11 protein-coding genes are annotated in these 14155 nt (G+C 46.8%); 2 read left to right on the top strand and 9 right to left on the bottom strand.

Translation table 11 applies throughout. The annotated features are described in order from the left end of the window. Positions 1-394 precede the first annotated feature (394 nt). Positions 395-1141 (bottom strand): DUF6261 family protein, encoded by a 747-nt coding sequence (locus L990_RS11670; protein WP_047449323.1) that lies wholly within the window; start codon positions 1139-1141, stop codon positions 395-397. 684 nt (positions 1142-1825) lie between these two features. Between L990_RS11670 and L990_RS19265 the strand changes: the two genes are divergently transcribed. Next, positions 1826-2845: a hypothetical protein gene (locus L990_RS19265; protein ID WP_052180944.1), complete on the top strand. Its 1020-nt coding sequence runs from the start codon at positions 1826-1828 to the stop codon at positions 2843-2845. 118 nt (positions 2846-2963) lie between these two features. Continuing rightward, on the top strand, positions 2964-3872 hold the full coding sequence (locus tag L990_RS11660) for a cation diffusion facilitator family transporter (RefSeq protein WP_047449320.1): 909 nt from the start codon (positions 2964-2966) through the stop codon (positions 3870-3872). Positions 3873-3942: 70 nt separating this feature from the next. Here the strand turns inward: L990_RS11660 and L990_RS11655 are convergent, their stop codons facing one another. From L990_RS11655 to L990_RS11620, 8 genes are all read right to left on the bottom strand, one after another. After that, positions 3943-5118, bottom strand: coding sequence for an adenylate kinase (locus L990_RS11655; protein ID WP_047449317.1), 1176 nt, complete (start codon positions 5116-5118; stop codon positions 3943-3945). 220 nt (positions 5119-5338) lie between these two features. After that, entirely contained in the window at positions 5339-6346 is a 1008-nt protein-coding gene (locus L990_RS11650) for an electron transfer flavoprotein subunit alpha/FixB family protein (RefSeq protein WP_047449313.1), read from the bottom strand. Between the two features lie 12 nt (positions 6347-6358). Continuing rightward, entirely contained in the window at positions 6359-7141 is a 783-nt protein-coding gene (locus L990_RS11645) for an electron transfer flavoprotein subunit beta/FixA family protein (protein ID WP_047449310.1), read from the bottom strand. Positions 7142-7180: 39 nt separating this feature from the next. Next, a complete protein-coding gene (locus L990_RS11640; protein ID WP_047449308.1) occupies positions 7181-8320 on the bottom strand; it encodes an acyl-CoA dehydrogenase in 1140 nt (379 codons plus the stop codon). Between the two features lie 199 nt (positions 8321-8519). After that, positions 8520-9872 carry an aldehyde dehydrogenase family protein gene (locus tag L990_RS11635; RefSeq protein ID WP_047449305.1) on the bottom strand — a complete coding sequence of 451 codons (1353 nt, stop codon included), beginning with the start codon at positions 9870-9872 and terminating at the stop codon, positions 8520-8522. Between the two features lie 26 nt (positions 9873-9898). Continuing rightward, positions 9899-11014: a 4-hydroxybutyrate dehydrogenase gene (locus tag L990_RS11630; RefSeq protein WP_047449390.1), complete on the bottom strand. Its 1116-nt coding sequence runs from the start codon at positions 11012-11014 to the stop codon at positions 9899-9901. 25 nt (positions 11015-11039) lie between these two features. Continuing rightward, positions 11040-12338 carry an acetyl-CoA hydrolase/transferase family protein gene (locus L990_RS11625; protein WP_047449387.1) on the bottom strand — a complete coding sequence of 433 codons (1299 nt, stop codon included), beginning with the start codon at positions 12336-12338 and terminating at the stop codon, positions 11040-11042. A 131-nt stretch (positions 12339-12469) separates the two neighbouring features. Then, positions 12470-13930, bottom strand: a complete 1461-nt coding sequence (locus L990_RS11620) for a 4-hydroxyphenylacetate 3-hydroxylase family protein (protein ID WP_047449302.1) — start codon at positions 13928-13930, stop codon at positions 12470-12472. Positions 13931-14155 lie beyond the last annotated feature (225 nt).

Here is a 14155-nt window from a genome sequence, read left to right as displayed (position 1 = left end):
TAATTTTTTTAATTAAATACCGACTCTATTCCCTTTTCGGCATCCGGGGTAGCATGGCTAATGGCCATCTTGCCTGCTACAATGTCAAATTTAGCAGGCATGCTGTCCAAAATTTTGGACTTAGGCGAGTATTTTTAAACCCTTCAACACATTTTTTAGACGGCTAATGGTTAGAAGGTTATCAAACTTCCATAAAAGCATCCTTTCATCTTCGTTTGTAAACGTCCCGCTATACCTCTAAAAACTCCTTTCTCTACAGCATTTTTTTTAGCTTTTCAAAAAGGTTGAAGGCATGCTACGCGAGTTTTCCAACATACAGGCAAGCAATAGTCATAACACCAACAAAAGAAGGGAGCCAAACATTGGCTCCCTTCTTAGTATAGCTACAGAGCGGCTACTTTGCCCCCTGGTTCTTTTCATCCTCACGCTTATTCTTAAGGGCGACCTGCCGCAGGGCTTCGCTCCTTAACATCCTTACGTTTAACGCCACCACCTGCGCGCATAGCGCCTCCCACTTGGGATCGGTATCCTCCAGCAGCTTGCCCTGTAGGTAGACTTGGAAATTCTTGGTGGCCTTTTCGAACTCGTTGCGCACGTTGGATGCTGCCACAAAATTTTTCTTCTCGGCTGCATCGGCCAAGCTCTCCTTGTAGGTGGTGCTAAAGGTATTCACATCCTTCTCTAGCTGCGCCACCTTGGCCTCGAGCTTAAGCGTAGCAACGGCCGCCGCGTTTTCGGGCTTCTTAAGATCCGCAATAAAGCTCATCTCCAAGCCCGTTTCGCCCTCGTACGTCCCGTTAATAAACTCAAAACCGTAGGTATCGAAAAGCTTAATAAGGGTTTGAGCGGCCTCCTCCTCGGCGGGAATGTCGGAGTAGGCAAAGCTAAGCACCCCATGGTGTAGGGAGGTGTACGAACGTCCCCGCTTCCAATCCAGCTCGGCCAGCAGCTCGGTAAAATCACTTTTGAAGGACAGCTTAAAGCCCTCGTTCATGCCTGCGAGCGAGCTCTTGAAAGTAAGGTAAGGCTTTGCGGTAAGCAAAGCCGGAATCCCGGCGTTGACAGCTAGGCCATCGAGCTCCGTTCCGTACCCCACTACATCCTTGAGGATGTAACCTTTTAAAGAAAGATTAATTTTCATATTTAAATTGGTTAAAAGAAAAATCTTAACATTTCCCTTTCCTCAATCCAACAGCTCTTAATTCTTTAAAATGATCCTACATAGCCTGCTGCGCCATTCCCAATTGGAAAAAGGCTCCCAGCTCGGCTCGCGCACGATTTCCCATTCGGGAAAAGGCTCCCAGCTCCGCTAGCGTACGATTTCCCACTTGGGAATGGCCTTTTGATGCCTTTACGGCTCTGCTCCGGCAGCGCGTAGCGGTCTAACCCTCAACGAACCTGCCACTAAATTAACAAATATTTTAATTACAAGCAATTTTTGTTAATTTTTTATCGTTTTAACAAAAATATTTTTCAGTGGGAGTACCAAGCCGCATGTCGCCTCCACGCAACGGTGGGCAAACAGCGCATGGAAGGCTGCCCGTACCGCGTCAAACTTTGGCAAGCGCCATTTAGCAAAACCATTTTATGGCTATATTCGAGGCCTAAACTATACGGGTAAATTTTAGGTGGGAATCGGAACTAGGTAGCCGCTGCCTGTGGTCTGGCGGGATGTGGAACTATTAAATGCGCATCAGCAAAAAATGAGGCAACCTAAAAGAGCAGCCTAAAGCCAATGCCTAACGTAAACTGAGCTGCCTGCTTCCTTGTGACAGAGCAGCGACTCCCGAATATTGGAACATTCATTAGCAAACACGACAACACTATGAAATATTTTAAGTTGCTATCTATCGCATTACCGCTGCTGGCATCGTGCTCTAAAGAAAACGAAGAGGCCGGCATCAACTCCAAACCTAAGGCCGACTTCATCTTTTCGGACGAAATTGACCACTTTACCCTTAGCAGCACCTCTACAAGTCCTAATAGCGACATATTGACATACAAATGGGTATCGCTTTGCGACACGGTAAAAGTAGCAACCCCTCACCTCAATAGCACCTACTTTAACTTGCCCAATCTGTCAACTTCTGAGCAGCTAAAAATAAAGCTCGTAGTTAGCAATGGCACCTCGTCTGACTCTATAATCAAAAGCATTACATTACCGCCCAAATCTTCTGTAAGAACTTACGGGCTAGGATGCGTACTGAAAAAGGAGCTCAGCAATAATGCGAGCTACGCTTGGTATTACGACCAAGGCAATACGGGACCTTATTCGGATGTAAACTGCGGGCCAAGCTCTGTAACTATGGCCATAAAGTGGGCAAACGCGAGCTTTAGCAAAACCCCAGAAGAAGCCAGAAAGACGTACCGCCCTACAGGAGGCTGGTGGTACACCAACGATATTGTGAACTACCTAAACTTGCACTCTATACCCAACCACACAATAGATGTAAGCCATATAGATTTAATTCAAAGCGAGCTTAATCTGGGCAATATTGCAATTCTGTGCCTCGACATGTACTACATCAGAAGTCAAAGTCAGGATAAATGGCATGTAGATAAATTCTACAGCACAAACAATACCGGATGGGGACATTTTATAGTAATCAAAGGCTATCAAAATGTTGACAACAAGGTCTACTACGAGGTATACGACCCTTATAGCTTTGGAAAGAAATACAGCGATGGATCGATAAAAGGAGAAGATCGGTACTACAGAAGCGAGGACTTAAACAATGCTGTAGCAAACTGGTGGAAATATGCCATTATTGTTTCCAAAAACAAGTCAAAAAGTTCATCAGTTGGTGTTGATATCCGCAAAATTCAGCATAAACCCGGAAGGTAGTAGCCTACTCAACTTTGTAGCCTTGCAAGTTCTATTGACTCCCCCCTAAGGGCATACCGATAGCGCTAAACCCGGCAGAAAAGCTAACTTTAGGCGTTTTTTTAACAACACTACATCAATGTCGCATCAAGACACCTCTGTAAAGTCAATATTCTTTGCCCTAATGGCCAACCTGGGCATTGCCATCACCAAAACGGCCGCCGCGGTGGTTACGGGCTCGGGCTCGATGCTGGCGGAGTCTATCCACTCCTACGCCGACTGCGGCAACCAGGGGCTTCTATTTTGGGGGCTAAAGGCCACCAAGCGGGCACCCGACCAGGAGCATCCGCTGGGCTACGGAAAGGAGATCTACTTCTGGTCGTTTATCGTTGCCCTTATCCTGTTTAGCATGGGCGGATTGTTCTCCATCTACGAGGGCATTCACAAGCTCAGCTCGCACGAGGGGCTCAGCAGCCCGCTGGTGGCTGTTGTCGTGCTATCGGTTAGCATCGTGCTCGAAGGGGCGTCGCTATACGGCTGCCTAACCCAAATAAAAAAGCTAAGGGGCGAGGTTTCGTTCTGGAAATGGCTAGGGAGCAGCCGCCAAAGCGAGCTCATCATTGTTTTGGGCGAAGATGTTGCCGCGCTGCTGGGGCTCGCCTTTGCGCTAGCGGCCGTTGGCCTCACCATCATTACGGGCAACCCCATTTACGATGCGGTAGGAAGCATTGTTATTGGCGCGCTGCTGGTGGTGGTATCGCTATTCCTTGCCGTTAAAATTAAGAGCCTGCTGATAGGCCAAAGCGCCGAGGGTAAAGCTCGCGAGGATATCCGAGCATTTCTGGAGGCTCGTACCGAGGTAGAGCAGGTATTCAACCTTATTACGCTGCAGCTGGGGCCGCAGGTTATGGTGGCCGTAAAGGCCAAGATGGCCAAGGTGCACTCGGCCGAGGAGCTTATTGCCAACATAAACGCCTGCGAGGCGGCGCTCCGACAGGAATTTCCGAACATCCACTGGCTCTTTTTCGAGCCCGACATCAAGGACTAAAGCACCGAATACGATATAACGAAATAGGCCGCAGCGTAACCGCTGCGGCCTATTTCGTTAATATGTAGGATTACTGCTCCTTTAAATGCTTAAAGCGGTTTTCGAGATCGGTACAGATGCGCTCGTTCACCTCCTCGATGGTTCCAGTACCGTCGATAATGGAAACATTCTGGCGCTCCTTGTAGCGCTGCACCACCTGGTTGGTCCGATTCTCATGGTCGGCCAAACGCTGGATGATCTTTTGGGTGGAGGTATCGTAGGGCATGCACTCGCTGGTTTTGCTGCGGTCGTCGAGGCGCTTTACCAGCTCGAGCGTAGGCACCTGCAGGTCGATAAAGTGGTTAATCTTCATGCCGTGCTTCTTTAGGATACCCTCCAGAATATACGACTGCACCAGCGTGCGGGGAAATCCCTTAAAGACGTAGCCACGCGAGTTTTTGGTAGCCTCAATTTTCTTTTCGATGAGAGGCACCACAATATCGTCGGGCGCCATCTGCCCATTTTCGAATAGGTCCTTTACGCGAAGCCCGATGTCGGTGCCCATCTTAATCTCCTCCTCGAGCATACGGCCGGTGGATAGGTACACCAAATCGTACTTTTGGGCCAGCGCGTAGCCCTGCGAGCCACGTCCCGAACCAGGGTAGCCCATAATGAGGATGTTCATCATCTGCTTGCTCATCTCCTCGTTAACAATCACCTCAATATCTTTGGTGATGTTCTCGATGGGCTGCTCGCCGTTTACCGACTTGCAGATGCCGCGCTCCTTAAAGAAGTCGAGTACGGGGAGCGTCTTCTCCTGGTACTCGCGTAGGCGCTTGCGGATAACCACCTCGTTGTCGTCGCTGCGGCTTTGCACCTTAGAGCGCTGCAAAAGGCGCTGGGTACATACCTCCTCCGACACCTCGATGTTTATAAGGCAGTTTAGGCTTGTATTCAGGTTTATCATCAACCCCTCTAGGATGTAGGCCTGCACGTAGGTACGTGGAAAACCGTCGAAAAGGAATCCGTTGGCATCGGGGTTATCTTTTATCTTCTTTTCGATAATCTGCACGATAATTTCGTCGGAAACCAGCCCCCCTTCGGCAATAATGCTCTTGGCTTCGAGGCCAATCGGGGTTTCCGCCTTAAGCTCCTCACGGAGCAGATCTCCGGTGGAGATGTAGTGCAGCTTATACTTTTTTATCAGGTACTCCGACTGCGTTCCTTTACCCGCTCCTGGAGCACCAAATAGTGCAATGTTAATCATGGAGAAAAATGTTATGCCTACAAATATAGAATAATTAACCTACGGAGAGGCGAAAAAAGGGGCTTGATGGCAGCAAATGCGCTTTTTTGATAGAAGCCTACCCCCAAAAAAAAGAGCAGGCAAGCCGGAAAGCCGCCGTAATAAAAAAGCCGGGACTAAGCCCGGCTCCGCATCCCCTTTCGGGAACGCTTTATAACAGAAAAAAACCCTAGAATACGATCTATTCAGGTTTTACAACCTCCTTTAAGCGCTCGTTAAGAAGCGGAATAATCTTTTTCACGTCGCCAACGATACCTAGATCGGCAACCTGGAAAATAGGAGCGTACTTATCCTTGTTGATGGCCACGATAAAGTCTGACTCCTCCATTCCGGCCAAGTGCTGAATGGCACCCGAAATACCCAAAGCAAGGTATAGATCTGGACGAACCGTCTTACCAGTTTGTCCAACCTGACGTTCGTGAGGTACCAAGCCTGCATCGACCATGGCACGCGAAGCCGAAACCTCAGCCTTCATTGTCTTTGCCAGCTCGCAAAGCGACTCGAAGCTACCGCACGAGCCAACACCTCTACCGCCAGAGATCAGAATCTTGGCTTCCGAAATGTCCACCATGTTCTTCTTCTCCTTCACCGTTTTTACCAGCTTAACCTTAACCTTCGAGCGGTCAATCTCTGGCTTAACGCACTCCACAACGCCCATACGAGCGGTATCGGCAGGAAGGGCGCGCATTACACCCGGACGAACGGTAGACATCTGAGGACGGTGCTCCTTACAAACAATGGTAGCCATAAGGTTTCCACCAAAAGCAGGGCGGGTCATCAGCAGGTGTCCATCTTCCGAAATCTCGAGCTTAGTACAGTCGGCAGTAAGCCCTGTTTCTACGCGAGCCGAGATACGGGGACCCAAGTCGCGACCAATGGTGGTAGCACCAAACATTATAATATCGGGCTTACGCTCGTCGATAATTTGGCAAATAGCCTGCGCGTAAGGCTCGGTGGTATATTCGGCTAGCAGCTCATCATCCATGTAAAGCACCACATCCGCACCCCCAGCAATAAGATCCTGCCCCTTCTCTACCATATTGTGGCCAAGAAGTAAAGCGTACACCTTATCGTTTAGCGCATCGGCCAAGTCGCGAGCCTTGCCCAGCAGCTCCATCGAAACGTTTTGAATTTTGCCTTCACGCTGTTCTACGAAAACGTAAACGCCCTTGTATTGTGATTTATCCATTGCAGAATCGATTTAGATGATGAATTTCTCCTTCAGCTTGCTAATAATGATACCGACAGCTTCCTGAGCCTCTACCTCGTAAAGTTCGCCAGGAGCTTTAACGCCGCGGGTAAACGCCTTGTGCACCTTAGTTGGCGATCCCTTAAGGCCAAGACGGGTTTCCTCTACAGCAATATTGTCCTTACCCCACACCTCTACGTTGTGCTCGTAGGCCTGCATGATGCCACGAACGCTCATGTAGCGAGGCGTGTTGGCCGAAGAAAGAACGGTTACCAAGCACGAGCCTTCTACCTCTAGGATTTGATATCCCTCTTCGGTAGCACGGCGCATGGTGAAGGTGTTCTTACCATCGAAGCTGATTTCTTCGAGGTAGGTAACCTGTGGTAATCCCAAATGCTCGGCAATCTGTGGTCCCACCTGAGCGGTATCGCCATCGATAGCCTGACGTCCTGTGATGATTAAATCGTACTCGATGTTACGCAGCGCCCCTGCAAGAGCGTGCGAGGTAGCCAAGGTGTCGGCACCAGCAAACTTACGGTCGGTAAGTAGAATTGCCCTATCGGCACCCATTGCCAACGCCTCACGAAGGGCGGCATCGGCCTGTGGTGGGCCCATGGTGATAACCGTAACGTGAGCGTTATACTTATCCTTTAGCTGAAGAGCCATTTCCAAACCACCCTTATCATCGGGGTTGATGATGCTAGGCACCCCCTCGCGGATCAGCGTCCCGGTGGTTGGATTTATCTTGATTTCCGTTGTATCCGGAACTTGCTTTATACAAACAACAATTTTCATAATACCATAAATAAAGTTCGATGGGAAAATCTCGTCAACCTACTTAAGCAGCTTTGCAGCAATTACCATACGCTGCACCTCAGAAGTACCTTCGTAAATTTCGGTAATCTTGGCATCACGCATCATGCGCTCAACAGGATACTCGCGGGTATACCCGTATCCACCATGGAACTGAACCGCCTTGTTGGTTACCTCCATGGCTGTTTCGGCAGCAAAAAGCTTAGCCATAGCAGCATCAACCGAGTAAGGTACTCCCTTATCCTTCTTAAATGCTGCGCTGCGCACCAATAGGCGCGAAGCCTGAACTTTTGTTTCTAGGTCGGCAAGCTGGAATTGGGTGTTTTGGAATGCACCAATCGACTTTCCAAACTGCTTACGCTCCTTTACGTACTTAACGGTTTCGTCCATTGCTCCCTGCGCTATACCAAGCGCCTGAGATGCGATACCGATACGTCCCCCATCGAGGGTCTTCATGGCAATACCAAAACCGCCGCTAAGCTTTCCTAGCATGTTTGCCTTAGGAAGGCGACAGTTTTCGAAGATCAGCTCGCAGGTTGCAGAACCGCGAATACCCATCTTCTTCTCCTTTTTTCCTATAGAAAAACCTGGAGTTCCCTTCTCTACTATGAAGGCAGTAATACCTTTTACACCAAGCGACTTGTCGGTCATTGCAAAAATGATGTAGACGTGTGCATACTCGGCATTTGTAATAAAGATCTTGGTACCGTTAACGATGTAGTCGTCTCCATCTTCAACAGCAATGGTTTGCTGAGAAGAGGCATCGGTACCGGCATTTGGCTCGGTCAAACCAAAAGCGCCGATCCACTCGCCAGAGGCAAGCTTTGGTAAATACTTCTGCTTTTGCTCCTCGGTGCCATGCTCTAAGATGGGCGCAGCGCAAAGCGAAGTGTGTGCCGATACAACCACACCGGTGGTGGCACATGCTGCAGAAAGTTCTTCTACAGCCATTGAGTAAAGCAGGTTTGTTCCGCCTGCACCTCCATACTGAACCGGGATTGGAATCCCCATAATCCCAATTTTCGACATTTTCTCCACTGTTCCAACAGGAAATTGCTCAGTCTCATCGACCTCGGCAGCCAGAGGCTTCACCTCCTTTTCGGCAAATTCCCTGATCATTTGCAGGAAAAGTGTTTCTGTACTTGTTAAGTTAAAATCCATACCTATTATTATTATATCCTCTTTTTCTTCACAGTGATAAGCAGCGCTAATCGCAAGGCTGCCTACATCTTTCCAAAGGTTAGATTAAACCAGCAGATTGCTACTTGGTGTGGGGTAGCCGATCTTAAAATTTATGCTGCTGCGTAACGCAGCAGCATAGTATTATGTCAAAATTGGTGATTTAGGTGTAAAGGGCTTTTTAGAGCCAAACTTCCTCGTCAGTAGGAACTGCGATCTTCTTTGAAAGAGGAGCAATTCTAGTAATGTTTAGAAGGTGCTTGTAGGTAAAGTTCTCTGAAATAGAGTTGTTACCCCAGCTTCCGCAACCAAGCGTGTTGGTAACGGCCAACCCGTTTTGGATAGAACCACCAGCAGTTGTTGCAGATGGAGCATTAACGATGAAACGAGAAACAGAGATCTCAGTTCCAGCCTTAATGATGTTACCCTGGTTGTTAGAGTGGATACCAGCAGTGTGACCGCTACCCTCTAGGAATAGGTTAGTTTTAGCAATATGGATAGCCTCATCGAAGTTGCTATAAGCGAAGCAAGCCAACACTGGGCACATCTTCTCCTTGCAAATCATATCGGCATTGCCAATACCTCTTGCCTCAACAGCGATTACGCGCGTGCCAGCAGGAAGGGTAATACCAGCCTTCTTAGCAATATATTCTACAGATTGACCTACAACGTCGCGGGCAATATGTCCGTCTTCGAATAGGGCATTAACAATCTTATCGTGCTCCTCGTCGGTGGTGAAATAAGCGCCGTGCTTTCTGAATGCTTCAAAAACCTCCTTCTTATCATCTTCGTGATAGATGAAGCTTTGCTCGCCAGAGCAGATAATACCGTTGTCGAATGTACGACCAGTGATAACCTTGTTGGCTGCATCATCAAAATCGATAAAACGGTCTAAGATAATCTGAACGTTACCAGCACCTACACCAAACGAAGGCTTTCCTGAAGAGTAAGCCGACTTAACCATTGGCATACCTCCGGTTGCAACAACAACGTCGCAAGCTTCCATCAGCTGTTGAGTCTTCTCGATAGATGGTTCTTCTACGATTTGAACCAATCCTTCTGGAACACCAAATGGAGCAATGGCGTCGTTAATAAGCTTAACGGCATAGCCCGAGCATTTTTTAGCCTTTGGGTGTGGCGCAATGATGATCGCATTCTTTGTCTTAAGAGCAAACATGATCTTAGACATTGGGGTAACCACTGGGTTGGTCATTGGGGTGATTCCCGCAACAACACCAATTGGCTTAGCAATTTCAATTAGGTTAGTTTCCTCGTCGATGCTAAGAATACCCATCGATTTTTTGCCCTTAAGGTCTAACCAAACGCCCTTAGACTTACCTTGGCATTTTGCTACTTTATCTTCATAAACTCCCATTCCGGTTTCATCAACCGACATGCGAGCTAGTGGCTCAGCATTGTCAAAGATTACCTTTGCAACGGTTTTTACTATTTCATCTACCTGATCTTGGTTAAACCTTTCTTGGTAGTCTGCCTGAGCGGCTCTTGCTTTAAGTAGCATTTCATTAATTTCCATAACGCACCTTACTTTTATGACCGGTTTTAGAATAAAGACCTATAAATTTCACTTACTTCTTCCTTAGACAATTCAACGTAGTTGTTGGCAAGTAAACGTCCTTGCTTTTCAAATACGCTTTGCGTAAACGCTTCGATTTCGCTTTCCTTCATTCCGTAGCTGCTAAGCTTGTTTTTCGAAAGAAGAGCGCTTAATACCTCCTCGAGCTTGTTGTAAACATTCTCGGTGGTAGTTCCCAGCTTATCTGCCATTAGCTTATTAACTTCAGCAATGCAGCCTGTAGGATTCTTTTTGTTGTACAGCTTAAACACTTCGGTAAAGAACTGGTAGTTCGCTTCGCCATGAGGAACGTGGTAGTTTCCTCCAAGTGGATACGATAGAGCGTGAACTGCACCTACTCCGGTATTTCCGAAAGCAATGCCAGCGTAGTTGCTAGCAACTAGCATATCTTCCAAGCGCTCGAATCGGTATTCTGGTCCTTGCTGACCAATCTTTACAAAGATGTCAAGAATGCTCTCAATGGCTGCCTTGCAGTAAATCTGAGTGTATGGGTTCGATTTTGGAGAAACGAACGACTCTACAGCATGGATTAGCGCATCAATTGAGCTAAATACGTAGAACTTATATGGAAGACCACGAAGAAGCTCTGGAATAAGCACCGCGTCGTCTGCCAGTAGCTCATCTACGGCAAGCCCCATTTTGGTTTGCTTCGACTTAATTTCGGCGATAGAGATGTTGGTAACCTCACTACCTGTTCCGCAGGTAGTAGGAATAATAACCAACTCCTTCTCCTTTACCAGCTCGATCTTACGCTCGAAAGCATCAACCACGTTGGTAAGCCCTTTAAGTACAAAAAGCTTCGAAATATCAATTACAGTACCACCTCCAACTGCAATTACACGATTAAAATCAAGCTTCTTCACGTCGTTCAAGATGCTGTTCATCATCTCGTCCGAAGGCTCTCCAAAACCGTACTTCTCCTGCATCACAAAGTGGCAGGGAAGATTAAGTGGCTTCATGAAAGGCTCATAAAGAAACTCGTTGGTAATAACTAAATCTTTATCCGACAAGTTGAAATCTTGGGCAAAGCCTCCAAAATCGTCAAACTTGCTTATTCTGGTTTTTAACTTGAAAAATTGCAAAGCGATATCTCCTATCCTTATATTATTACTTGCGTCCAAATCTCTTATTAAACTCAACCATAAGCGAGTCTCTAAAGTCTGGATGCGCAATTGCGATTAGGCTTAGCGCCCTTTCCTTTAGGGTCTTTCCCTTTAACTTGGCAGCCCCAAACTCCGTAACAACGTAGTCCACATCGTTACGTGAGGTAGTTACGGCAGCCCCTTCTGCAATAAATGGCACAATCTTCGAAACTGTACCTTTTGCAGTTGTAGATGGCATAGCCATGATCGACTTTCCATCAACGGCCATGCTTGCACCACGTACGTAGTCTACCTGTCCGCCCACTCCACTAAATTGCTTTAGACCGATAGCTTCAGAAACCACCTGTCCCATCAAATCTACCTCGATGCACGAGTTGATGGAAACCATTTTGTGGTTCTGCATTACTACCGTTGGGTGGTTAACGTAATCTACGGGGAATAATTTTACCTTATCGTTGTTATTCACAAAGTCGTATAACTTTTCCCCCCCCATTAGGAAAGTAGAAACGTGCTGACCTTGGTGAATTGACTTTTTACTTCCATTAATAACGCCCATCTCGATAAGCTCTACCGCGCAATCGGAAAACATTTCGGTATGAATACCCAAATCCTTTTTATCCTTAAGCGACATAAGCACAGCGTCAGGAATACCTCCAATGCCAAGCTGTAGCGTAGAACCATCTTCAACCAAGTTCGCACAATGGCGACCAATAGCCAGCTCCACCTCTCCGATTCTTGGAGATGGCAGCTCAAAGATTGGGTTTGAAGTCTCTACGATGTAGTCAATTTTAGAGACATGAATCAGGTTGTCGCCACCAACAAAAGGCATCTTATCGTTTGCCTCAGCAATTACGATCTTAGCCATTTCGGCTGCTGGCTTAGTGTAGTCGCACGATACCCCAAAGCTGCAGTACCCTTCAGCATTTGGACGTGAAACATGAATCACTGCAACATCAACAGGCACCTCTCCGCTTTTAAAAAGTTCGGGAACCTGATAAAAGAAGCAAGGGATAAATTCGCCCCTATTTTCTTCGACAGCCTTGCGGGTGTTGCCCCCTACAAAGGTGGTATTATGTATAAAATGCCCTTCCATCTCAGGCTTAGCGTATTCGCCAGGACCTAGACTAACCATATGGAAGATGCGAACATTGCTATAGCTATCCTTATTTGCAACTAAGGCCTTTTCAATCTCAACAGGCGCACCAGCAGCATGTCCAAATACCAGCTGATCGTTGCTTTTGATTGCTTTTACTGCCTCACTTGCAGCTGTCAACTTCTGTTGATATACCGTTTGCCAATCCATTTTTATGCGTTTTTTGCTCCCTTTCTGGAGCATTCAAAGGATTTCCTTTTTCTGGACTTAGTAAGGTACCGTCCTCCACAAGGAAGGAACGGCACCTGATATTATGTGGTTTAAAAAATGCTTGTGGTGGCCTACTTACGATTTTTTGTTTCGTCTACCTTAGCAAGCTTCTTGGCAAGTTCTTTCTTGCCTGTAATATTTCCTTGACGGGCAATCATGATACGTTGAGCCTGAGGAGAACCAGCTCCGTGCATAGACTCTGTACGGTATCCAACAGCAGCAGTACCAAGGGTGATATTTTCAATAAGACGAAGTACGCGCATTCTGTTTTCGGTATCAACGCCAACTGCACCCTTTAGGTATTTCTCTACATAGTGACCAATCTTCTTATCTCTAAAATCTTGCTCAGAAGGCATGGTTACCATAATTCCACCTGCGATATCCTCGGCAAGGCGAGCAATTTCGTATGGGAAACGGGTTACATTTTGCTTACAAACGTTTGCAAGAAGAAGGTCGATTTGGTAGTTACCAGCCTTAGTCTTCTTTCCTTCGCAAGAGCAAGCAATACCGCAAGAGTATAGCGTTTCGTTAAGGTGAGTCATTTCGATAAGCTTATCCTTAATATGGCTAGCCTTAGCAGCACCGTTATAGTCAGCAGCTAGAGCAGAAGCACCAATAAGAACGTCACCAACACCAACCTTACATCCTCCGTAAGATTGACGGTGGTAGCCAGCAAAACGCTCAACCATCATTCCTGCAAACTCATACTCCTTGCAAAGGAATACGCGCTCCCAAGGAACAAATACGTCGTTGAAAATTACCAACGCCTCGTGTCCACCAAATTGAGAGTTACCCAAATCGATGTCAGCACCAGCCTCCAGCTTACGGCTATCGCAAGATTGTCTTCCGTAAATCATTACAATACCTTCAGCATCAGAAGGACAAGCAAATGCTACCGCATAATTTTTGTCTTCTTCCTTCATGGCAATAGTTGGCATGATAAGGTGCTCGTGAGAGTTAACAGCACCAGTCTGGTGAGCCTTAGCACCTCTAACTACGATACCATCCTTGCGCTCTTCAACAATTCGAAGGTACATATCTGGATCTTCCTGCTGAGAAGGAGAAAGGCCTCTATCCCCCTTAGGGTCGGTCATAGCACCATCAACGGTAAGGTCGTTATCTTGTACAAACTTCATGTACTCAACAAAACGTTGGTGGTAGTTAGTACCGCATTTTTCGTCTATTTCGAAAGTGGTTGAATAGATTGCGTTAAACGCATCCATTCCAACACAACGTTGAAAGCATGCTCCAGTTTTTTGTCCTAGTAAACGCTGCATCTTAACCTTCTTAATCAAATCTTCTGGACTTTGGTGAAGGTGGCAAAAACGGTTGATTCTCTTACCTGTTAGGTTAGATGTAGCAGTCATGATATCCTTGTACTCCTCCATTTCAGCCAGCTCGTATGTCATGGCTACAGAGTTCAACGAAGGACGAATCACTGGGTGATCAACAGGATTCTCAATAAGTTCTCCAAAAAGATAAACCTTTAGGTTGAGTTTCCTTAAACTTTCGATGTATTGTTCTTTTGTCATAGCAACTATTTTTCAGCCGCATAAGCGGCAAATTGGTCAGTGTTGTTTGAATCAATTCGACCCAAAAGGATGTAAAAAGCCCGGTAGATCATCTCTCGGGCAATACCTAACTGCCTATAAGATCTACAGGTTAAATGGCGCAATCGCCTACAAAAACTCAGTAAATAAATCGAGCGAGAAAAATGGCACAACCCGCTTACATCCCGAAAACATCGATGCCTGCTC

The organism is Alistipes sp. ZOR0009 (assembly GCF_000798815.1).
In the GTDB taxonomy this organism is placed as follows: Bacteria; Bacteroidota; Bacteroidia; order Bacteroidales; family ZOR0009; genus Acetobacteroides.
This window is presented reverse-complemented; position numbering and strand designations above follow the sequence as displayed.

Excerpts from the sequence above, each read along its gene's own strand:
- L990_RS11650 (WP_047449313.1), bottom strand. The coding sequence starts at position 6,346 with ATGGATAAATCACAATACAAGGGCGTTTACGTTTTCGTAGAACAGCGT.
- L990_RS11670 (WP_047449323.1), bottom strand. The coding sequence starts at position 1,141 with ATGAAAATTAATCTTTCTTTAAAAGGTTACATCCTCAAGGATGTAGTG.
- L990_RS11655 (WP_047449317.1), bottom strand. The coding sequence starts at position 5,118 with ATGATTAACATTGCACTATTTGGTGCTCCAGGAGCGGGTAAAGGAACG.
- L990_RS19265 (WP_052180944.1), top strand. The coding sequence starts at position 1,826 with ATGAAATATTTTAAGTTGCTATCTATCGCATTACCGCTGCTGGCATCG.
- L990_RS11635 (WP_047449305.1), bottom strand. The coding sequence starts at position 9,872 with ATGGAAATTAATGAAATGCTACTTAAAGCAAGAGCCGCTCAGGCAGAC.
- L990_RS11620 (WP_047449302.1), bottom strand. The coding sequence starts at position 13,930 with ATGACAAAAGAACAATACATCGAAAGTTTAAGGAAACTCAACCTAAAG.
- L990_RS11660 (WP_047449320.1), top strand. The coding sequence starts at position 2,964 with ATGTCGCATCAAGACACCTCTGTAAAGTCAATATTCTTTGCCCTAATG.
- L990_RS11625 (WP_047449387.1), bottom strand. The coding sequence starts at position 12,338 with ATGGATTGGCAAACGGTATATCAACAGAAGTTGACAGCTGCAAGTGAG.
- L990_RS11645 (WP_047449310.1), bottom strand. The coding sequence starts at position 7,141 with ATGAAAATTGTTGTTTGTATAAAGCAAGTTCCGGATACAACGGAAATC.
- L990_RS11640 (WP_047449308.1), bottom strand. The coding sequence starts at position 8,320 with ATGGATTTTAACTTAACAAGTACAGAAACACTTTTCCTGCAAATGATC.